Source organism: Nonomuraea sp. NPDC049028, assembly GCF_043197735.1.
Classification (GTDB): domain Bacteria; phylum Actinomycetota; class Actinomycetes; order Streptosporangiales; family Streptosporangiaceae; genus Nonomuraea.
This window is the reverse complement of record NZ_JBICTR010000008.1, coordinates 227330-246640: the sequence shown is the minus strand read 5'-3', so window position 1 is coordinate 246640 and position 19311 is coordinate 227330. Positions and strand designations below refer to the sequence as shown.

21 protein-coding genes are annotated in these 19311 nt (G+C 68.2%); 16 read left to right on the top strand and 5 right to left on the bottom strand.

Features of this window, described 5'->3' with window-relative positions; all coding sequences use genetic code 11:
* The first annotated feature begins 53 nt into the window (after positions 1 to 53).
* Positions 54 to 707, top strand: a complete 654-nt coding sequence (gene pdxH, locus ACGFJ2_RS31535) for a pyridoxamine 5'-phosphate oxidase (RefSeq protein WP_225294082.1) — start codon at positions 54 to 56, stop codon at positions 705 to 707.
* A 10-nt stretch (positions 708 to 717) separates the two neighbouring features.
* On the top strand, positions 718 to 1953 hold the full coding sequence (locus ACGFJ2_RS31530) for an MFS transporter (RefSeq protein WP_357959818.1): 1236 nt from the start codon (positions 718 to 720) through the stop codon (positions 1951 to 1953).
* Between the two features lie 45 nt (positions 1954 to 1998).
* Here the strand turns inward: ACGFJ2_RS31530 and ACGFJ2_RS31525 are convergent, their stop codons facing one another.
* Positions 1999 to 2616, bottom strand: coding sequence for a UdgX family uracil-DNA binding protein (locus tag ACGFJ2_RS31525; RefSeq protein WP_357959821.1), 618 nt, complete (start codon positions 2614 to 2616; stop codon positions 1999 to 2001).
* A gap of 102 nt (positions 2617 to 2718) precedes the next feature.
* Between ACGFJ2_RS31525 and ACGFJ2_RS31520 the strand changes: the two genes are divergently transcribed.
* The 3 genes from ACGFJ2_RS31520 to ACGFJ2_RS31510 all read left to right on the top strand — a co-directional run bounded on the left by ACGFJ2_RS31520 (position 2719) and on the right by ACGFJ2_RS31510 (position 6560).
* On the top strand, positions 2719 to 3423 hold the full coding sequence (locus ACGFJ2_RS31520) for a metal-dependent transcriptional regulator (RefSeq protein WP_393474425.1): 705 nt from the start codon (positions 2719 to 2721) through the stop codon (positions 3421 to 3423).
* Between the two features lie 123 nt (positions 3424 to 3546).
* Positions 3547 to 5766, top strand: a complete 2220-nt coding sequence (locus ACGFJ2_RS31515; protein ID WP_357959827.1) for a SpoIIE family protein phosphatase — start codon at positions 3547 to 3549, stop codon at positions 5764 to 5766.
* Positions 5767 to 5783: 17 nt separating this feature from the next.
* On the top strand, positions 5784 to 6560 hold the full coding sequence (locus tag ACGFJ2_RS31510; RefSeq protein ID WP_357959830.1) for an alpha/beta fold hydrolase: 777 nt from the start codon (positions 5784 to 5786) through the stop codon (positions 6558 to 6560).
* On the opposite strand, the gene ACGFJ2_RS31505 is transcribed toward ACGFJ2_RS31510, so the two are convergent.
* The gene (locus ACGFJ2_RS31505; protein WP_357959833.1) at positions 6557 to 6925 is read right to left on the bottom strand and encodes a MarR family transcriptional regulator; all 369 of its coding nucleotides are present in this window, start codon (positions 6923 to 6925) and stop codon (positions 6557 to 6559) included. The two genes, ACGFJ2_RS31510 and ACGFJ2_RS31505, sit on opposite strands and share 4 nt — an antisense overlap.
* A gap of 20 nt (positions 6926 to 6945) precedes the next feature.
* Here ACGFJ2_RS31505 and ACGFJ2_RS31500 point away from each other — a divergent pair, with 20 nt between their 5' ends.
* Positions 6946 to 7374 (top strand): MarR family winged helix-turn-helix transcriptional regulator, encoded by a 429-nt coding sequence (locus tag ACGFJ2_RS31500; protein WP_393474421.1) that lies wholly within the window; start codon positions 6946 to 6948, stop codon positions 7372 to 7374.
* Here ACGFJ2_RS31500 and ACGFJ2_RS31495 read toward each other — a convergent pair.
* On the bottom strand, positions 7371 to 7532 hold the full coding sequence (locus ACGFJ2_RS31495; RefSeq protein ID WP_393474418.1) for a hypothetical protein: 162 nt from the start codon (positions 7530 to 7532) through the stop codon (positions 7371 to 7373). The genes ACGFJ2_RS31500 and ACGFJ2_RS31495 overlap by 4 nt on opposite strands.
* A 157-nt stretch (positions 7533 to 7689) precedes the next feature.
* Here ACGFJ2_RS31495 and ACGFJ2_RS31490 point away from each other — a divergent pair, with 157 nt between their 5' ends.
* Positions 7690 to 9057 (top strand): S1 family peptidase, encoded by a 1368-nt coding sequence (locus tag ACGFJ2_RS31490; protein WP_358202085.1) that lies wholly within the window; start codon positions 7690 to 7692, stop codon positions 9055 to 9057.
* A gap of 50 nt (positions 9058 to 9107) precedes the next feature.
* On the opposite strand, the gene ACGFJ2_RS31485 is transcribed toward ACGFJ2_RS31490, so the two are convergent.
* The gene (locus ACGFJ2_RS31485; protein ID WP_358554678.1) at positions 9108 to 10253 is read right to left on the bottom strand and encodes an acyl-CoA dehydrogenase family protein; all 1146 of its coding nucleotides are present in this window, start codon (positions 10251 to 10253) and stop codon (positions 9108 to 9110) included.
* A 162-nt stretch (positions 10254 to 10415) separates the two neighbouring features.
* On the opposite strand from ACGFJ2_RS31485, the gene ACGFJ2_RS31480 reads away from it, so the two are divergent.
* The 6 genes from ACGFJ2_RS31480 (at position 10416) to ACGFJ2_RS31455 (ending at position 16548) form a co-directional block, all read left to right on the top strand.
* Positions 10416 to 11777 (top strand): hypothetical protein, encoded by a 1362-nt coding sequence (locus ACGFJ2_RS31480; RefSeq protein WP_393474414.1) that lies wholly within the window; start codon positions 10416 to 10418, stop codon positions 11775 to 11777.
* Complete coding sequence (locus ACGFJ2_RS31475) at positions 11774 to 12550, top strand: class F sortase (protein ID WP_357959851.1); 777 nt, start codon at positions 11774 to 11776, stop codon at positions 12548 to 12550. The genes ACGFJ2_RS31480 and ACGFJ2_RS31475 overlap by 4 nt, the downstream gene beginning before the upstream one ends.
* A 265-nt stretch (positions 12551 to 12815) precedes the next feature.
* Positions 12816 to 13592, top strand: a complete 777-nt coding sequence (locus ACGFJ2_RS31470) for a hypothetical protein (RefSeq protein ID WP_393474411.1) — start codon at positions 12816 to 12818, stop codon at positions 13590 to 13592.
* Between the two features lie 5 nt (positions 13593 to 13597).
* Positions 13598 to 14356 (top strand): class F sortase, encoded by a 759-nt coding sequence (locus ACGFJ2_RS31465; protein ID WP_357959857.1) that lies wholly within the window; start codon positions 13598 to 13600, stop codon positions 14354 to 14356.
* A gap of 24 nt (positions 14357 to 14380) precedes the next feature.
* Complete coding sequence (locus ACGFJ2_RS31460; RefSeq protein WP_393474408.1) at positions 14381 to 15331, top strand: hypothetical protein; 951 nt, start codon at positions 14381 to 14383, stop codon at positions 15329 to 15331.
* A 71-nt stretch (positions 15332 to 15402) separates the two neighbouring features.
* A complete protein-coding gene (locus ACGFJ2_RS31455) occupies positions 15403 to 16548 on the top strand; it encodes an acetyl-CoA C-acetyltransferase (RefSeq protein ID WP_357959861.1) in 1146 nt (381 codons plus the stop codon).
* A gap of 166 nt (positions 16549 to 16714) precedes the next feature.
* On the opposite strand, the gene ACGFJ2_RS31450 is transcribed toward ACGFJ2_RS31455, so the two are convergent.
* Positions 16715 to 16852 carry a hypothetical protein gene (locus tag ACGFJ2_RS31450; RefSeq protein ID WP_393474405.1) on the bottom strand — a complete coding sequence of 46 codons (138 nt, stop codon included), beginning with the start codon at positions 16850 to 16852 and terminating at the stop codon, positions 16715 to 16717.
* Between the two features lie 568 nt (positions 16853 to 17420).
* Between ACGFJ2_RS31450 and ACGFJ2_RS31445 the strand changes: the two genes are divergently transcribed.
* The 3 genes from ACGFJ2_RS31445 to ACGFJ2_RS31435 all read left to right on the top strand — a co-directional run bounded on the left by ACGFJ2_RS31445 (position 17421) and on the right by ACGFJ2_RS31435 (position 19034).
* On the top strand, positions 17421 to 18251 hold the full coding sequence (locus tag ACGFJ2_RS31445; RefSeq protein WP_393474402.1) for a helix-turn-helix domain-containing protein: 831 nt from the start codon (positions 17421 to 17423) through the stop codon (positions 18249 to 18251).
* Positions 18251 to 18523 carry a DUF397 domain-containing protein gene (locus ACGFJ2_RS31440; protein ID WP_357959867.1) on the top strand — a complete coding sequence of 91 codons (273 nt, stop codon included), beginning with the start codon at positions 18251 to 18253 and terminating at the stop codon, positions 18521 to 18523. The genes ACGFJ2_RS31445 and ACGFJ2_RS31440 overlap by 1 nt, the downstream gene beginning before the upstream one ends.
* A 310-nt stretch (positions 18524 to 18833) precedes the next feature.
* Positions 18834 to 19034: a DUF397 domain-containing protein gene (locus ACGFJ2_RS31435; RefSeq protein ID WP_393474399.1), complete on the top strand. Its 201-nt coding sequence runs from the start codon at positions 18834 to 18836 to the stop codon at positions 19032 to 19034.
* Positions 19035 to 19311: the final 277 nt, after the last annotated feature.

The window sequence follows — 19311 nt, the reverse complement described above, 5'->3', positions numbered from 1 at the left end:
TGGTAGGGAGTGTTGTGTGGGATCTGCCACCAAGCGCGCAAGAATACCGTCTCGTGGATGCCACCTCGCGCCCGCCCGCGCTGGCGGGGCTTCGCCGTACGTATGAGGGCGAGCCGCTGCTCGAAGCCGATCTCTCCGCCGATCCGATCACCCAATTCGCCACCTGGTTCCAGGAGGCGCTCACGGCCGGCCTGCCGGAACCGAACGCCATGGTGCTGGCCACGGCCTCGGCCGGCGGCCGGCCGAGCGCCAGGACCGTCCTGCTCAAGGGCTATGACGAGCAGGGGTTCGTCTTCTACACCAACTACGAGTCGCGCAAGGGCCGCGACCTGGCCGAGAACGCCCGCGCGTCGCTGCTGTTCCCCTGGCACCCGATCCGCCGCCAGGTGCGGATCGAGGGCACGGTCGTACGGCTCTCGCACGAGGAGTCGGCCGACTACTTCAACTCCAGGCCGTACGGCTCGCGGATCGGGGCCTGGGCCTCGCGCCAGTCCGCGGTCGTGCGGTCCAGGGAGGAGCTGGACGCCCGATACGACGAGCTCGCCGCCCGGTGGCCGGAACATCCGCCCGTGCCCGACTTCTGGGGTGGGTTCCGGGTCAGCCCGCTGGAGGTGGAGTTCTGGCAGGGGCAGCTTGACAGGATGCATGACAGGCTGCGCTACCGGCGAACCCGCCCCGGATGGGTTCTGGAGAGGCTTGCCCCTTAATGTGCCTTAAGTGGCAATCGGGGAGTTGGTCAAGCGTCATCTCATAGACATACGGCCGCTGGCCGTTCCCACCTATCGGCGCCTCTGGTCCGGTCAGGCCATCGCCAACATCGGCATCGGCGTGACCGTCGTCGCGGTCAGCAAGCAGGTTTGGGACCTCACCCAGTCCTCGTTCTGGGTCGGCCTGCTGGGTCTGGCCAACCTGCTCCCGCTCATGGTGTTCGGGCTGTGGGGCGGGGCGTTCGCCGACGCGGTCGACCGGCGCCGGCTGCTGATCACCAGCTCGCTCATCTCCTGGGGCGCGACGCTCTTCATCCTGGCCCAGGCCCTCCTCGGCCTGGGCAACGTCTACCTGCTGCTGCTCGCCGCGGCCGTGAGCGCCACCGGGTTCGCCATGACCTCGCCCGCCCGCGGCGCGATCATCCCCAGGATCCTGCCCGCCGAGCTGGTGCCCGCCGCCAACGCGCTCAACTCGCTGGTGTTCGGGTTCGGCGCGATCATCGGGCCGATGATCGCGGGCGTGCTGCTGGCCTGGCAGGGCTACGCGCTGGCGTACGGGATCGACGCGGTGCTCTTCACGGCCAGCCTGTACGCGGCGATCCGGCTGCCCCGGCTGCTCCCCATGGGCGAGATCCAGCGGCCCGGCTGGCGCTCGGTGATCGACGGCCTGCGCTACATCGCGACCGGGCCGGTCCTGCTGATGTCGTTCGTCGTGGACATCATCGCGATGGTGTTCGCGCTCCCCAGGGCGCTGATCCCGCAGGCCGTGTCCGAGCGCTTCGACGGCTCGCCGATCGCGCTCGGCTGGCTGTCGGCCGGCATGGCCATCGGCGCGGTGCTCGGCGCGCTCGGCTCCGGCTGGGTGGGCCGGGTACGCCGCCAGGGGGTGGCGCTGACGGTCACGATCGCGCTCTGGGGGCTCAGCGTGGCCGCGGCCGGGTTAGCCCAGCAGCTCTGGCTCATGGTCGTGCTGATGGCCGTTGGGGGCGTGGCCGACATGGTCTCGTCGGTCTGGCGGCAGTCCATCCTGCAGCTGCACGCTCCCGACGAGATGCGCGGGCGGATGCAGGGGGCGTTCATGGTGGTCGTGGCGGGCGGGCCACGCCTGGGCGACCTGCGGGCCGGGCTGACGGCCGTGTGGTTCGGGCTGACGTGGGCGTGGGTGGGTGGCGGGCTGGCGTGCGCCGTCGCGGTCCTGATCGTCGGGCTGTCGGTGCCGAGCTTCCGGAACTACCGGGCCGGTTAGCCGTACGCGCGGACCAGGCGATGCGCGCGGCCCCCTGAGAGGGGATCAGGCGGTGCGCGCGGCCACCTTGAGATCGGCGAGGAAGCCCGCGTACGCCTCGTCCCGGTCTGGAGCCCGCAGCACGGCCGACGGGTGGATCGTGGCGACCGCCAGCGCCTCGCCCAGCGGGACCGGCTCGCCGCGCTGCCTCGTCACCCGGAAGTCCTTGCCGAGCAGCGCCCGCGCGGCGGTCGCGCCGAGCACCACGACCACCTTCGGATGGACCACGGCCAGCTCGGAGGCCAGCCAGGGGTGGCAGGCGTCGATCTCGGCGGCCGTCGGCTTCTGGTGGATGCGCCTCTTGCCCCTGAGGGTGAAGGAGAAGTGCTTGACGGCGTTCGTCACGTAGACGTCGTCGCGCTCGATGCCCGCCTCCTCCAGCCCTCGATCCAGGACGCGTCCCGCGGGGCCGACGAACGGCGCGCCCTGGCGGTCCTCCTGGTCTCCAGGTTCCTCACCGACCAGCATGAACCGCGCGCCGGCCGGGCCCTCGCCGAACACGGTCTGGGTGGCGTTCCTGAACAGGTCGCAGCCCTGACACCCGGCCGCGGCCCGCCGCAGCGCGGCGAGATCGAGGCGGTCGGGAAGGAACCGGGCTGCCCCGGTGTTGTCGTCCATCACCATCGTCGCTCGTTCTCCCCATAGGGTTCCCGTGTGACTTCTGTGCCCGTCGCCGACGGGTCCAGTCCATGCCCTGACCGGCGTAGCATTCAGTTGGGAGGAGCCTTGACCGCACACGGCCTGATCGACACCACGGAGATGTACCTCCGCACGATTTTCGAGCTCGAGGAGGAGGGCATCGTCCCGTTGCGCGCGCGCATCGCGGAGCGGCTCCAGCAGAGCGGTCCCACCGTGAGCCAGACCGTGGCCCGGATGGAGCGCGACGGCCTGGTCCGCGTCGAAGGTGACCGCCACCTGTCGATGACCGACCTCGGGCGCACCCTGGCCACGCGCGTGATGCGCAAGCACCGGCTCGCGGAGTGCCTGCTGACCGAGGTGATCGGCCTGCCCTGGGAAGACGTGCACATCGAGGCGTGCCGCTGGGAGCACGTGATGTCCGAGTCCGTGGAGACCCGGCTGGTGACGCTGCTCCACAACCCGACGGTCTGCCCGCACGGCAACCCGATCCCCGGGCTGGGCGAGCTGGGCGCCAGAGAGCCCGTCGAGGGCGGCCCCAGCCTCTTGACGTCCATGTCCGACCTCGCCGGACCAAGAGATATACCCGTGGTCGTGCGGCGAATTAGCGAACAAGTGCAAAGCGATCCTGCTGTGATGCTTAAACTCAAGCAAGTTGGGATACAACCCGGACGCGAGGTGACGCTCGCGGCGAGCGACGACGGTGTGCGGGTGACAGGTGACGGTGACGCGAACGACACTCTCGCGGAGCTTCCGCGTGACGTTGCCGCGCATGTTTTCGTCTCCAGGCGCTGACTCGCCCGCTACTCCTTGGTTGAATCCCTATTGGGAGGCCCTCCACTCCCGGCCGGTCGACGCTGTTGCAGGAGTGCCCGTGGTTCGCATTGCGCACATGCCCTCCCTAGGAGTGGTCTCCGGATGAAGCGTTGGGGGGATGTGTCCCAGGAAGAGGCTGATCATCTGGCGGCCGAATCCGTGCTTGATCATGCCGAGATGGCGGTCGTGGTGACCGACCGTTTCAGCAATCTCCTCTATTGGAACCCGTTCGCCGAGAAGCTCTTCGGCCGCCCGTCGAAGTCGTCACGTGACACCTCGATGCTGTCGCTGGGCATCATGGAGAAGGACCACCCGCTCGCCATCGAGCTCACCAAGCATGTGCTCAAGGGCGGGGTGTGGGAGGGCACCTTCGACGTGCGGCGGGGTGACGGCACGATCGTCTACGTCCGCGCCCAGGCCGTGCCGCTGCGCCACCCCTCAGGGTCGGTGACCGGCATCGTCGTCACCGCCCGCGAGGCACTGCGCAGCAACGAGCGGGAGAAGGACCGCTTCGGCCTGCTGGAGCGCATCGGCGAACGGCTGGCCGGCTCTCTTTACGTCGAGGAGACGCTCAAGCGGGTGGCCGAGATGCTCGTCCCGCAGTTCGCCGACCACTGCTTCATCGAGTTGATGGAGGGCGACCGGCTGGTCCGGCGGGTCTCGCAGCACGTCCAGGGCTGGAGCCCACCGGCCGGCACCTGGAAGCCCGTGGGCGCGGAGATCCGCTACCCCGCCTCCCACTACGCCGACACCGCGCTGCGCCGCCAGGAGACCATCCTCGTCGAGGACTTCGCCGTCAGCAGCTTTCCGTCGCCGAGCGAGGGCAGCGCCAAGCTGTGCGGCGAGGTCGGCATGACCTCCGCCATCGTGGCCCCCTTGTGCGTACGCGGCGAGACGCTCGGCCTGATGTACCTCGGGCTGTCCAACCTGACCGACCGCCGCAGCCCCCACTACGACGCCTTCGACCGCGACTTCGTCGGCGCCATCGCCACCCGGGTCGCGCTCGCGATCGACAACGCGCTGCTGTTCGAGGAGGAGCGGCACACCGCCGAGTCCTTCCAGAAGCACCTGCTGCCGCGCGCGCTGCCCCAGCTCGACGGCCTGCAGATCGCGGTGCGCTACTACCCGGCGGCGCCGCTCGCCTCCCACGGGCAGGGCATCCAGACCCAGGTCGGCGGCGACTGGTACGACGTGATCCCGCTGTCGGCCGGTCGCGTCGGCATCGTCATCGGCGACGTGGAGGGCCGGGGCGCCAAGGCCGCGGCCATCATGGGCCAGCTCAGGGCGGCGCTGCGGGCCTTCGCGCAGGACGACAAGTCACCGGCCGACATCCTGGCCAGGCTCGACGAGTGGACCCGCATCATCGCCACTCCCGAGAAGGACGACAGCGGCGCCGACATCAGCGTCCCGCCGATCGTGACCTGCCAATACCTCGTCTACGACGCCTGGTCGCGGCAGCTGTCGTTCGCCAACGCCGGGCACGCGCCGCCGTTGCTGCTCGTCGACGGCCAGTGCGTCGAGCTCGACATCGAGGAGGTCGGCCAGCCGTTGGGCGTACGCGCCAAGGGCCTGCACGCCGACCTGGTCTACAAGGAGGAGACGCGCACGCTGCCACCCGGCGCGGCGCTGCTCCTCTACACCGACGGCCTGGTCGACCGCCGCCCCGGCCGCGACGGCCGGATGCCGAGCGACGAGGAGACGCTGGGCGTCCTCTGCGAGAAGCTGGCGAAGATGGCCGACGCCGAGGTGGAGCGGGTGGCCGACGCGGCGACCGTCGCGGTGCCCGGCGAGATCGACGACGACATGGCGATCCTGGTGGTCCGGTCGAGCGAGTCGGACCTCGACGTCGAGGAGCGCACGTTCCCGGCCCAGCCGATCATGGTCGGCGAGGCGCGCCGGATGGCCTCCGAGGCGTTCGGCGGCTGGAACGTCCCCGAGGAGCGCGCCGAGCTGGCCTGCCTGCTCGTCTCCGAGGTCGTCACCAACGTGGTGCTCCACGCGGCCCACGGAAGCGTGCCGCGCAGGGAGCTGGTCGTCGAGGGGCCGCCGCTGCCGTTCGAGGAGTCGTGGGACGTACCCGGCTTCGAGGACGAAGTGGTGAGCGACAAGGAGTTCACGCTGCGGTTGCGCAGAGGCGAGGAGTCGGTCTGGGTCGAGGTGTTCGACCAGGACCTGCGCCTGCCGCGGATCCGGAGCGCGGGGGAGAACGACGAGGGCGGACGGGGCCTTTACCTGGTGGACCAACTCGCCAGGCGTTGGGGGTCGCGACCCACCAGGGAAGGCAAAGCGGTCTGGTTCGAGATTCCCACCCGTAGCCGCTGAGTGATTGGCTCGACGCCATGGACCTGGCCTTCGAACGACGCGGCACCGGCGAGCCACTGATCCTCCTGCACGGCATCGGGCACCACTGGCAGGCATGGCTGCCGGTCATGGACCGCCTCGCCGCCTCACGCACCGTCATCGCCGTCGACCTGCCCGGCTTCGGCGTCTCACCCGGCCTGCCCGACGGCACGCCGTACACCGCGGAGTCGCTCGCCGACGCGGTCGAGGCGTTCTGCGCGCTGCTCGGTGTGCGCGAGCCGCACGTCGCGGGCAACTCCCTCGGCGGCTACATCGCGCTGGAGCTGGCCTCGCGCGGCGTGGTCCGCACCGCGACCGCGCTGTCGCCCGCGGGTTTCTGGTCGCGCTCCGAGCTGCTGTACTGCCGGTCGGTGCTGCGCGCGCTGCGGGCCACGGCCAGGTCTCTGCCGCCTGAGCAGAGCATCGGGCTGGCCGAGAACCCCCTTGGCCGGGCCCTGTCGGCCGGGCTTCTGGTGGCCCATCCGTCCCGGCTGTCGCCGACGGCGCTGATCGCCGCCACCCAGGCGCTGGGCGGTGCGCCCGGCTTCGATGAGACCCTGGAGGCGTTCGCCGGAGTGATGCCGCCCGCGCCGCCCAAGTCGCCCATCACGATCGCCTGGGGCGAGCACGACCGGCTGCTGCCGCGCCGCCAGGCTGTACGCGCCGCCAGGTGGTCGGGGCAGCGGGTAAAGCTGCTCAAGGGCTGCGGTCACGTGCCGATGAGCGACGATCCGGGGCTGGTGGCCCGGGTGCTGCTGGAGGGCAGCGGCGGTTAGGCGGCCTCCAGGTTGGCGGCCATCTGGTTCAGCACCGCGAGGGTGGTCTGGTAGTCCTGCGTGCTCACGCCCTGGGTGGCGAGTTGCCGGAACTCCAGCACGCGAGCGAGGACCGCCGCGTGGGTCGCCTTGCCGTCGTCGGTGAGGGTGGTGCCGGTGATCCATCCTCTGGCGGTCAGCTCGCGCACCGCGTCGCCGACGCCGTCGAACGCCTTCAGCGCCTCGTACGGGTCATCGCCCTCGGCCACGGCGTTGAGCGCCTGCCATTGGCGGCGCGAGAGCTCATGGTCGTGGAGTGCGCGGTCCATCGTGTCCTCAAGGAGGGCGTGGACATGCTGGAGAAGGAAGCCTATTCTTCGGTTCATGGATGTATAATAGCAAATATATGTACGATGACAATGAAATTGCCGCAGTCGAGCGCGCGATGGTCGCCATCAGGCGCAGGCAGAGCAGGCGCGCGCTGGCGCGGCTGCAGGGCGCGCCGGGCCCGGAGTTCGAGGTGCTCGACGTGATCGAGTCCGCGAGCGCGCCCGCCACCGTCTCCACGGTGGCCGAGGCGCTCTCGGTCGACCAGCCGAGGGCGAGCAGGCTGGTGGCGGCGGCCGTCGCGGCCGGCCTGGTCGAGCGGCGGGCGGATCAGGCCGACGGGCGCCGGGCGCTGCTCGTGCTGACCGACGTCGGCCGGATCGCACTGGAGCAGGCGCATCGCGGCAGGCAGGCGGCGTTCGCCGAGGCGATGACGGGATGGTCGGACGCGGAGCGCGCGGAGTTCGCGCGGCTCCTCACCCGCTTCGTCGAAGGGCTCCCCGGCTAGCGGACCGTCTGCCCATAGATGAGCAGCATGACGATGACGAAGACGATCATCACCCCGACGTAGCCCACCGGCCCGAGGCGCATCGCACGCCGCACGCGGTTGAGGCCCCAGGCGAACAGCAACGCCAGGAAAACCAGCAGGATCAGGCCGCCGTCCATGCTGACCAGTATGCGGTGCCGGGGCGCTTCCCGCGCGGTTAGCTGGCTTCTGATCTTGACATGAGCCTGACGAACCGACACTCTGGGCGATCTTTGACCGTCCTTACCGAGGAAGACAACCGTGCACTTATCACGTGGTCAACAGTGGATCCGCGTCATGGCAGTGGCCGCCCTGGTGGTTACCCCCCTCGCCGGAGCGAATGCCCCAGCCGCGGCGGCCGACGACACGATCGTCCTGCCCCTGGAGACCCAGCCCCAGATCAAGCGTCCCACCCTGGACGGCATCAAGCGCGCGGCCGCCAACCAGCGTGGCACTCTTGAGGCGGCCGTCGAGGCGTACGTCGCCGAGACCGCCGCCACCTCACCCACGGCTTGGGCGAACCAGCCCGATGGCAGAGCGACTATCCCCGACGTCATGGTCGACGACCTGTCAGCGATAGAGCTGGACGACCTCGCGGCCCTCGCGCGGGACACCGGGACCGGCTTCGCCGAGACGATCGATCGGCATGGTTGGACGTCGGCCTACCGGAAGGTCGCGGCCGAACTGGAGGAGGCATTCCCGCAGGAGTTCTCCGGCGCGGTCCGGGCCGAGGACGGCTCCAGCGCGTGGTTCGGTTTCAAGGACGCGATCCCCGAGCAGGCGGTCGCGCTCGCCAAGACGCTCCCCGCAGAGGTACGGCTGGTCGGCGGGCGAGGCTTCTCGGAGGCGGAGCTGGCGGCGGCTTCGGAGAACGCGCACGTCGCCGCGATGGCGGACCCGGCGGTCGCGGGGGCGAGCACGTACTACGAGATCGAGACCGGCGTGATCCATGTCTCCGCGGAATTGCGCGATGCGGAGATGCCGACAGCCGAGCAGGCCGCCGTACGCGACCGGCTCGCGTCCGCACGGACTGTCAGCACGGGCATGAAGGTCGAGGTCGAGGTCTCTTCCATGCCGGCCTCGGTCCCGCAGGACGATTACCTCCGTGGTGGCGGCTACCTGACCGGATGCACCGCGGGGTTCAACCTCAAGTACGTCACTACCAGCACCAAGCGGATCGGCACGGCCGGGCACTGCGGTTCCACCGAGTTCAGCACGTACAAGAATCACAGTGCCGACGGCGGATCGACGGGCGTCATGGAAATCTGGTCCCATCAGGGGAAGTGGGGCGACATCGGGTATTACGACACCGGCGGCTTTACGCCCACGCGCACCTTCTACTACGACTTCAGCAAGAAGCGCTACGCCGACTCCCGTTCAGGCATGCCGGCGGTCGGCGACACGGCCTGCAAGTTCGGCAAGATCAGCGGGCGCGTGTGCACCAGCGTGCGCTACCGCAACGTCTCGGTCAACTCGCTGCGGCACATGGTCGTCTCGAACTCGACCGACTGTGCCAGCGGCGACAGCGGCGGCCCCTGGTATCACGGTGGCATGGCCATGGGCATCCACCAGGGCCTGATTCGCAAGTCCGGTGACACCTACCGGTGCTCGTTCACGCCGGCGTACCTGTACCAGAACAGAAACTACGACGTCTGGCAACGCTGACCACGGACGAAGACGCCCTCCTCGGTCGGAGGGCGTCATGCGTCCGGGTTCTAGAACCCGAAGGACCTCCCGATGATCTCCTTCATGATCTCGGTGGTGCCGCCGTAGATGCTCTGGACGCGGCTGTCGATCCATGCCTTGGCGACCGGGTACTCCATCATGTAGCCGTAGCCGCCGTGCAACTGGAGGCAGCGGTCGATGACCTTGTTCTGGAGCTCGGTGGTCCACCACTTGGCCTTGGCGGCGTCGACCACGGTCAGCTCCTTGGCGTTGAGCGCCCGGACGCACTTGTCCACGTAGTGACGGGCGATCTCCGTCTCGGTGGCCAGCTCCGCCAGGACGAACCGGGTGTTCTGGAAGGACCCGATATTTCGTCCGAAAGCCTGACGGGACTTGCAGTACTCGATGGTCTGCTCCAGCACCGTCTCCGCCGCCGCGACCGCCGCCACCGCGATGGACAGCCGCTCCTGCGGCAGGTTGTTCATCAGCTGGAAGAAGCCCTGGCCCTCTTCGGCGCCGAGCCGGTTGGCCACGGGGACGCGGACGTTCTCGAAGAACAGCTCGGCCGTGTCCTGCGCCTTCATCCCGATCTTGTCGAGATTGCGACCTCGCCCGAACCCCTCCATGCCCCGCTCGACGACCAGCAGCGTGGTGCCGCGCGCCCCGCCCGCGGGGTCGGTCTTGGCGACCACCACGACGAGGTCAGCGTTGATCCCGTTCGTGATGAACGTCTTCTGCCCGTTGACCAGGTAGTGATCGCCGTCAAGGACCGCGGTCGTCCTGACCCCCTGCAGGTCGCTCCCGGCGCCCGGCTCGGTCATCCCGATCGCCGTGATGAGCTCGCCGCTGACGAACCCGGGCAGCCAGCGCCGCTTCTGCTCCTCGTCGGTCAGGTCCACGAGGTACGGCGCCATGATGTCGTTGTGCAGCCCGAACCCGAGCCCTGACGCGCCATGCCGGATGATCTCCTCGACGATGACCGCGTTGAACCGGAAGTCGGTGACACCGGCCCCGCCGTACTCCTCGGGGACGGAGAACCCGAACAGGCCGATCTCCCCGGCCTTCTTCCACACATCACGCGGGACGATGCCGTCCTTCTCCCACTGGCCGTGGTGTGGCACGACTTCACGGGCCATGAACTCGCGCACGGTCTCCTGGAAGAGCAGGTGCTCCTCGTCGAAGAGGTCTCGCCGCATCAGTCGCCTCCAAGCGGGGGTGGTCGTGCTGGACAGAATACGATTCTGTTGCCGGTTTGCGGGGGCGGACACGGGTTCATCACAAGTGCCGGTAGTTGCGGTCTTCGGCGGATATCGACCCTAAGATCTACCTTCGGCCAACTGTGTTGATCGGAGTGTGCCGTGAATCGGTGGAGTAAGGCGTTCATCGCCGCATCGGTCGGCATGGCGGCGTCGGCCGCGTTCGTGGTGTCATCCCCCTCAGGGTCGGCGGAGTCCTCGCTCGTCGCGAAGTATCTCTGCACAGGTGGTGTCGCCGGTGCGAACGGCGTGCAGTTGGAGGCCACGATCACACCCAAGATCGCCGCGGGCGGCATGCTGGACGTCGAGTGGGCGCTGAAGTATCAGGGCACTCGCCGGTTCGGTTCGCCGGGCTTCTTCGAGGCCGGGTCGACGCTGAACCTGGAGGGCGTGGTCGACATCACCGGCGCCTGGAACGGCCAGCTCCGCCCGAAGGGCAGCAAGGACCAGGCCGATCTCGTGCCCGGTGACCAGTTAGTGCTCCCTGACGGACTGTCGGACGCGGGCCTGGTGAAGCGGCCCGGCACCATCCGGGTCAGGCCGGGCGGATTGGTTGTCAGGTTCCAGCCCGCCGAGGGCGAGGTGATGGTCAACAACCACAAGAGCATCACCTACTCCAGTGGCTGGCATCGGATCAACACCGAGAAGGAGTTCGGCGACTACCTCTACGACCTGCATACGACCGACCAGCAGGGCGAGAGCGCGAAGCTGTCCTTCACCGGCACGCAGGTCACCTACGTCGCCCGTCGGGATCGGGACCTCGGCGACGTGCGCGTGCTCCTCGACGGCGACACCGTGACTGATGGGCTGGTCAAGCCGAGCAAGGACCGCGACGGCAGCGAGATGACCGGCTCCAGGTCACAGGAAGACCTCTGGGAGTCACCAGTGCTCCCCTACGGACCCCACACGATCGAGGTCATCAACACCGAGTCCAAGGTGGCCTATGTGGACGCCTTCAAGGTGAGCACCGGCGACCTGGACGAGCCGCCGACCCACGACCAGGCCACGTGCGCGCTGCAGAACGACCCAGGGCCTATCGAGGTGCCGGTGCCCGGCGCCACCCCCACCTCGCCGACCCCCACCTCGAGCCCCACGGTGACCACGCCCACCCCGACCGGTCCCACCGGCACGCCGACCCCGGGCCCGACCACACCCACCCCCACGCTCCCGCACAACAACCCGCCGGGCACGAACGACGGCCTGGTGAGCGTGATACCGGGGAGCGTACGCACCAGTACGAGCACGGCGACCCCCAAACCCACCACGACCAAGACCAAGTACGTCAAGGCGCAGGTCGCCAAGACACCCAAGGGCGGGGTCGACTCCGGTGAGGCGCCCGAGCCGCCGGGCGGCGGGTCGTACGGGCTGATCGCGGGCGGCTCGATGCTGCTGATGGGCAGCGCCACAGGAGGACTGCTGCTACGGCGGCGCAAGGCCGAGCATGCCGGAGGAGTCGAGTCATGACCGAGCAGAAGCCGCTGCTGAACAGGGCACTTCCCGGGCTGCTGATCGCCGGGTCGCTGGGCGGGGTGGGCGCCATCATGGTCGGCCTGCTGTCGCTGGCGCCGCCCGTGGACGACGGCTCGGGTCCCGGGCCGCAGGCCCAGCCGGGCGACACGGTCCAGATCCAGAACGCGGCGGGCGCCTTCGTCCTGCCCCCGACCGTGGGCCCCGGCGGCAAGAACGTGCCGCTCACCCCCGCCCGCCTCGACGCGCCGCCGCCGCTGGCCGCCGCCCCGGTCGTCGCGCCGATCCCACCGGCCAAGACCAAGACCAAGAAGGCGGCGCCGGTCCGCATCAAGATCCCCAAGATCAAGGTCAACGCCACGATCGGTTCGGTCACCGTCGACCTCAAGGGCAACCTCACGACCCCGCCGCTGACGAAGCCCGGCCTCACGGGCTGGTACAAGTTCTCGCCGGTCCCGGGCGAGCTCGGGCCCGCGGTGATCAACGGCCACGTGAGCACCAAGAAGGGCGCGGCGGTGTTCTACCGGCTCTCCGAGGTGGCCAAGGGGGACCAGATCTACGTGTACCGGTCGGACAAAAAGGTGACGCGGTTCACGGTGAGTGGAGTCGAGCAGGTCAGCAAGTCCTCGTTCCCGACGGCTCGGGTCTACGGGAACACGAAGAACGCGCAGCTCAGGCTGATCACTTGCGGGGGCGTCTTCAACAAGACGGCCCACAGTTACACGGACAACATCATCGTGTACGCCACCCTGTCCAAGAAGAAGGGGTAAGGGTGGCAAGTGCTTGCTTGTAGGGTTTACGCGAACTTCACAGGGACAGTTCGTATCATCGCTACCTAACCGTGACCAACGGCTGGGATTCTGATACGCCTGTTGATACTGCGCGCTGAAATGGAGAAGGACAGTGCTGACCTCCAAGGCGAGGCACCGCCTCGCCCTCAAGGCATCTGGCCTGGCCTTAGCGGGTGCGGGTATCTTCTGGGTGGTTCCGGCGATGGCCTCCGCGATGGCGCCGAAACCAGTTACCTATACGTGCATGGGCGCGGGTGCTGGTGCTGGTATCGACTACAAGTTCGAGATGGACCTGCAAGGGCCGCTGACCGCACCAGTGCCCAGCTCCGCAGCGGTGGTGACGTGGAAGATCGGCCAGCCACTCGCCACTCCGTCCCTCACGGCATCATCGTCGATCGCCGCTACGGACCGCGTGGTCATCCAGGCGACAGTGGTCGTCACTGGGACTCCGAATCCTAGTCCGACCGAGACGCGGTCAGTTGGCGCCTCCATGACGCCGGGCGCCGTTTCCCCCACGGCGACGATGCCCATTCCGCCGGTCCTGATCTCGCTCACGCCCAAGGCGACCGGTGTGATCGCTGTGGTGCCCGACGACTTCGTCCTGCAGGTTGGCCCCACCAGCGGCACGGCAGCGACTACCCGGTACACCTGCACGGTCAAGGCCGGCTCCGAGGCCGAGGCGACCGCCGCTGCGGCCCTGATCACCGTCGCGACCGGCACCCCCACCGGCACCCCGACCGGCTCCTCCACCCCGAGCACCACCCCCACCCCCACGCCGACACCCACTCCCACTCCCACTCCCAAGCCCACCAAGACGCGCACCGCCTACGTCACCAAGACCCCCACGGCGACGAAGACCACCACCAAGAGCTCCAAGACTCCCAAGGCCGGAGCCGACACAGGTGGTGGCGGTGACATGGGTCCCGACGGCAGGATGGTCGTGCTGACCGGATCCGCACTGATACTCGCCGCCGGCGTTGGAGGACTCGTCATGCGTCGCCGTTCCGCCACCAGAGGCTGATCGAGGTGGCCGGACAGTACCCCTACGGGGGCGAACCGCCGCAGGACAGGGGCAGCACCGTGCTCAGGTCGGTGCTGATCCTCGCCGCCGTGGCCGGGGTAGTGACCGTGGTGGCCGGGCTGCTGATCGTGCTCCGTTCGCCCGAGGAGTACGGCCTGGCCAGCCAGCGTGACACGCTGCCCGTCACCGTGCAGCCCGACGGCAAGACGACGGGACAGCCGGCGCAGGCCCTGTTCAAGGCGGCCCCCACGGCGCCGCCGCCGCTGCCGCTGCCGGACCCGGCCCCTGCGATGCTGCCGTCCACTCCGCAGCGGATCGTGATCAAGCGGCTGGGGATCAACGCGCCGGTCGAGTCCCTCGGGCTCGCCAAGGACGGGACGATCCAGGTGCCGGCGGCCGACAACCCCAACCTGGTCGGGTGGTATCGCAACATGTCCACCCCCGGCGAAGCCGGTCCGGCCGTGATGCTCGGGCACAAGGACACCCGGACGCGCAGTGCCGTCTTCAGTCGCCTGTACGAGATCCGCAACGGCGACACCATCGAGGTCAAGCGGCAGGACCGTACGACCGCGGTGTTCACCGTCGGCGGCGTCGAGCAGGCGAGCAAGAAGACGTTCCCCACCCAGCGCGTCTACGGCAACCAGCCCAACGACAACGCCCAGCTCCACCTCATCACCTGCGGCGGCACGTACAACCGCAGTATCGGTCACTACACCGACAACATCATCGTCTATGCGACGATGACAAGCTCCTATCGAGGCTGAACGCGGAGGCGCGTCATGGGCTGGATGGCTAAGCGGAGACTGCGTACTGGCCCGACGGCGGCACTGCCCGCCAAACCGAGCCAGGCAGATCTCCTGCGACTGGTACGGCTGGCAGACCCGGAGGCCCGCGAGGACGGCGCCGACATCGTGGCGGTGGACGTCCGGGTGCACGCTCCAGTAGAGGCCGACCCTGAGTTGGTGGGCGGCGAGCTGGAACAGGTGTGGGCCTGCCGGGTGGTGGCGGAGGGCCCGCTGCCGTTCGACTACTTCGACCGCTACCTGGCCGAGGGGATCGCCTTCCGCCTCGGCGGGCTGGCCGTGTGCAGGGGCGAGGTGACCGACCCCGCCGACAGCGATCGTGGCGGTCCAGCGGTGATCCTTCCGGAACGGCCGACGGCGGACGAACTGCGGGCGGTGCTGAGCGGCCTCGACGACAGCCCGAAGGCTGACGTGGGTGACGAAACGGGCAGCGACGACAGCGCTACGGACGACACCGCGCCCGAGGACACCACCACTGCCGACGCCACGCCCGCAGAGACCGGGACGGGCGCGACCGCCGACACGGCAACCGACGCGGACGCGAAAGCCGAAACCGACGCCAAAACTGACGCTGAAGCTGAAGCGAGCGTCGACGCCGAGACCGAAGCAGCCGCCGAAGTCCCTGAAGTCGCTGAAGCCGCCGAGGTTACCGCCGCTCCTGGCGACGACATCAAGCCGGACGACATCAAGCCGGACGATTTCCTCTACACGGTCGGCGACATACGGGTCCTCGTGGTCCCGGAAAAGGGCCGTCCGCCCGCCGTACAGGAGCTCCTGCCCTTCGCCACCGAACTGACCGCGATCGAGCTGCGCGGCGACGACCCCGAGAAGGTCGGCGCGCTCGCGCTGCGTCTGGCCGACGCGTTGAACGGGCTGATCGTGGACCGGTGGCGGTTCCGGATCGACGCGGCGGAGGACCTTCTGCCCCCAGGGTGACGGGGCGTAGAGCATCGTTCTGTTGTAGTCTCTCCCTAATAACCGAACAATGCTCGGTTTCAGGAGGCACTGTGGCAGAGGCGTACATCGTCGGGGCGGTCCGCACCCCGGTCGGCAAGAAGAAGGGCGGCCTTTCCACCGTCCACCCCACTGACCTGGCCGCTCACACGCTGAAGGCGCTGATCGACCGCACCGGCGTCGACCCCACCGCGGTGGAGGACGTCATCATGGGGTGCGTCATGCAGTTCGGCCCCCAGAGCATGGACATCGCGCGAAATGCCTGGCTCTCGGCGGGACTGCCGGAGACCACGGCCGGTGTCACCATCGACCGGCAGTGCGGCTCCTCGCAGCAGTCGATCCACTTCGCCGCGCAGGGCGTCATGTCCGGCACCCAGGACCTGGTCGTGGCGGCCGGCGTCGAGTCGATGAGCATCGTCCCCATGGGCTCGTCGATCACGGCCGCGCTGGAGAAGGGCATGCCGTTCCCGTTCGGCGACATGTGGGTCGAACGGTACGGAAAGCAGGAGATTTCGCAGTTCCGCGGCGCAGAGCTGATGTGCGAGAAGTGGGGCTTCAAGCGCGAGGAGCTGGAGCGGTACGCCTTCGAATCCCACCAGCGGGCCGCCAAGGCCATCGCGAACGGCTACTTCAAGGACCAGATCGCGCCCATCAACGACGTCTCCGACGACGAGGGGCCACGGGCGGACACGACGCTGGAGAAGATGGCCGGGCTGAAGACGCTCAAGGAGGACGGCCAGATCACCGCCGCCACCGCGTCGCAGATCTCCGACGGCTCGGGCGCGGTGCTGATCGCCTCGGCGCAGGCCGTGAAGGACCACGGGCTGACCCCGCGCGCCCGCATCCACCAGCTCGCGCTCATGGGCGACGACCCGGTGTACATGCTGACGGCGCCGATCCCGGCGACGCGGCGGGCACTGGACAAGGCCGGCATGTCGATCGACGACATCGCGGTCACCGAGATCAACGAGGCGTTCGCGCCGGTGCCGCTGGCGTGGATGAAGGAGCTCGGCGCCGACCCGGCCACGGTCAACCCCAACGGCGGCGCCATCGCCCTGGGCCACCCGCTGGGCGGTACGGGCGCGATCCTGATGACCAAACTGCTGCACGAGCTGGAGCGTACGGGCGGCAGGTACGGCCTCCAGACGATGTGCGAGGGCGGCGGCCAGGCCAACGTCACCATCATCGAACGCCTCTGACACTGCTCGTCGGGACAGGCTCGCGCAGGGCCTTGCCGGACGGCACCCGGTACTGACGCGACGGTGCCCCGGGCCCTCGAACGAGGGGCCGGGGCACCGCGGGTTGTGTGCGGCGCGCCCATGGCGTTGGGTCGCGCGCCGCACTTACTACCATCCCGGTAGTGGACTAGCGTCCCTTGGGCGGGATCCGCCTGGGCGGCGCGATGGGCCGCTGCGGCATCCTCGGCATCTGCCGGGGCACCGGCGGCGTCTCCTGCTCGGGGAGGTTCTTACCGTGTTTCTTCTTGCCTGAACGTACTCGCATGAGGAAGCTCCTTTACGTAATTCACGACGCGGCCAGGGCCGGTCGACAAGCTCAGCTGCCGCGTCTGGATGAGGTCGGCGGGCATACACACCGCCGGGCGGGGCCGAGTGGCCGGGGTATTGGCAACCCCAACGAATTACAGGTAAAAGCGCATGTCACTGACCCTATGCCTCGCCTGGCGCTCGCGGCAACCGATTTAATTGCGCCGCGTTCCATGCGGGCTTGTCGCCCTACGCGCGCCCACACCTGTGTGCGCCGACACCCAAGCCCCCAAACCCATCTCGTACGGCCAGCCTGGCTGTCCCCTCTCCTCAGCGGACAAGACCAACCAGCAAGGCGTGCCACTGTGCCTCCGCCTGCCGGGCAGGCCATCGGTCGCTTTCATCAACGATCCACTCGTTCGGCCCGTTTCGAGTGCGTCGGATGAACCGCTGGCCGCCCGCCTGGCACAGCTCGTAGAAGGGGCTGGCGCACTCGCAGGTCCACGCGATCACGCGTACGTGGCGGCCGTTGTCACGGGGCGCGTTCCATGCCATTCGCTCGGCATGTGACGACTAGCCCCACGGTGGTGCGGCGCAGGCTGGCCGCCGAGCTCAGGGAACTGCGCCGGCAGTCCACCCTGAATCGCAAGCAGGTCGCCGATGCGGTGGGCATAGCCGAAAGCACCGTAACCAAGATCGAGAACAACTCCACGGCGCCCGCCTTCAGCGTCGTCTCTGTGATGCTCGATCTGTACGAGGTCGAAGGCGAACAGCGGCAATTCCTGCTCACGCTGGCACGCGAGGCACGCAAGCGCGGCTGGTGGCAGAGCTACAAGGGCAAGGGGGCTATTCCCGAGTGGTTTGAGGTTTACGTCGGCATGGAGTCGGCGGCGTCCAGACTGAATCACTACGACTCCGAACTCATTCCTGGCCTGCTTCAGACTGCCGACTACTACGGGGCGTACCTAGGGACGGCGCCTGCTGCCGTCAGCGCCGAGGACATCGAGCGCAAGATTGAATTTCGCCTGGCCCGCCAGGATCGTCTGACCACGTCGGATGAGCTGGAGCTGTGGTCGATCATGAATGAGGCATGCATACGGCGGATGGTCGGTGGCCGGGCCACGATGAAGGCTCAGTTGCGGCACCTCATGGAGATCAGTACGCGACCCAACGTGACCTTGCAGGTCCTGCCCTTTGAGACCGGGTCACATGCCGCGATGGACGGCTCGTTCATCGCGATCGAGTTTCCTGACCCCTGGCCGCCGGTGGTCTATCTGGAGAGTCAGTCGGATGCCCGATATTTGGAGGATCCTGCCGTAGTCCAAGGGTATAACGTGGTCTTTAACCACCTACGAGCGAAGTCTTTGTCGGTCGAGGACAGCCTGGCATTCATTGCCCAGGTGGGAAAGGATCTTTGATGAGCGACACAAGCGACGCGACTGGAGTTGACGTCGACCTGTCCCAGGTCGAGTGGTGCAAGTCGAGATTCAGCAACAACGGTGGGGCCTGCGCCGAGTTCGGGAAAGTCTTCGTGCCAGATGACGCGGGGCTGCACAAGCATGGCGACCTGGTGGTCGTGCGCGACTCGAAGGACCCCGAGGGACCAAAGGTGTTCCTCGACAAGGAAGAAATGCGCGCCCTGATAGACGGAATGAAGGACGGCAACTTCGACCATCTCCTCGCCGGATAATAGGACTGTGGCAGCGCTTACGCCCGGATTTCTGCATCAGCGCCCGTGGCCTTTCGTTGGGCAAGGGAGGCCCTTTTACCGCCCGGCCTTTCGTTGTCGCGGCGCCCGGACGTTCTCGCCGTAACCCTGCGCCCGCCCAGGGGCGTACCTCCGCGGTGGTGTCGGTGTACGGGGCCGCGTGCAGAGGATTACGCACGGGCCCTCCTCTCGGGAGTTCTACCGGCCGCAACCGAGGAGGAGGCCGGACGGCGTGTAGACGCCAGGATGCAGCGACAAGCCTCTGCGAAGATCAGGAGTGAAAGGAGTTGGGATGCAGCCCGACCTTTCAGGCGCCACATGGCACAAGAGCAGTCTCAGCGGGAACGGCGCAAGCTGCGTCGAGGTGGCGATCACCGAGGAGGTAGTCGCGGTCCGAGACACCAAGAACCGAGCAGGTGGCGTGCTCATGTTCCGCCCAGACGAGTGGGAAGCCTTCATCGGCGGTGTACGGCTAGGTGAATTTGACCTCTAACTCAGTCTCGCGTCCAACGCTCGATCGTCCTTCTGCGCGCTAGAGTTCCTGGTCCGCATGGGTCGGGGGCTCTTTGGCCGCGCTGCCCGACCTGGCTGTTAGAGGCTCTTCTGGGAACCCCCTCGGGCTGGCCGCCGTACTGCGTGCCTACAGCCCGCTCAGCTCCCCGTAGATCCGGCATGGGACGGCCCACGCATGGGCAGCATCTGATGGCCACGCACCCGCCTCGGTGGCCGCCGAGCGGAGGTATTGCGGCTGAGCGCTGGAGCTACGCCGA

Coding starts and splice junctions, on each gene's coding strand:
- ACGFJ2_RS31525 (WP_357959821.1), bottom strand. CDS start 2,616: ATGGTGATGGACGACAACACCGGGGCAGCCCGGTTCCTTCCCGACCGC.
- ACGFJ2_RS31515 (WP_357959827.1), top strand. CDS start 3,547: ATGAAGCGTTGGGGGGATGTGTCCCAGGAAGAGGCTGATCATCTGGCG.
- ACGFJ2_RS31510 (WP_357959830.1), top strand. CDS start 5,784: ATGGACCTGGCCTTCGAACGACGCGGCACCGGCGAGCCACTGATCCTC.
- ACGFJ2_RS31505 (WP_357959833.1), bottom strand. CDS start 6,925: ATGAACCGAAGAATAGGCTTCCTTCTCCAGCATGTCCACGCCCTCCTT.
- ACGFJ2_RS31500 (WP_393474421.1), top strand. CDS start 6,946: ATGTACGATGACAATGAAATTGCCGCAGTCGAGCGCGCGATGGTCGCC.
- ACGFJ2_RS31495 (WP_393474418.1), bottom strand. CDS start 7,532: ATGGACGGCGGCCTGATCCTGCTGGTTTTCCTGGCGTTGCTGTTCGCC.
- ACGFJ2_RS31490 (WP_358202085.1), top strand. CDS start 7,690: ATGGCAGTGGCCGCCCTGGTGGTTACCCCCCTCGCCGGAGCGAATGCC.
- ACGFJ2_RS31485 (WP_358554678.1), bottom strand. CDS start 10,253: ATGCGGCGAGACCTCTTCGACGAGGAGCACCTGCTCTTCCAGGAGACC.
- ACGFJ2_RS31475 (WP_357959851.1), top strand. CDS start 11,774: ATGACCGAGCAGAAGCCGCTGCTGAACAGGGCACTTCCCGGGCTGCTG.
- ACGFJ2_RS31470 (WP_393474411.1), top strand. CDS start 12,816: ATGGGCGCGGGTGCTGGTGCTGGTATCGACTACAAGTTCGAGATGGAC.
- ACGFJ2_RS31460 (WP_393474408.1), top strand. CDS start 14,381: ATGGCTAAGCGGAGACTGCGTACTGGCCCGACGGCGGCACTGCCCGCC.
- ACGFJ2_RS31450 (WP_393474405.1), bottom strand. CDS start 16,852: ATGCGAGTACGTTCAGGCAAGAAGAAACACGGTAAGAACCTCCCCGAG.
- ACGFJ2_RS31440 (WP_357959867.1), top strand. CDS start 18,251: ATGAGCGACACAAGCGACGCGACTGGAGTTGACGTCGACCTGTCCCAG.
- ACGFJ2_RS31435 (WP_393474399.1), top strand. CDS start 18,834: ATGCAGCCCGACCTTTCAGGCGCCACATGGCACAAGAGCAGTCTCAGC.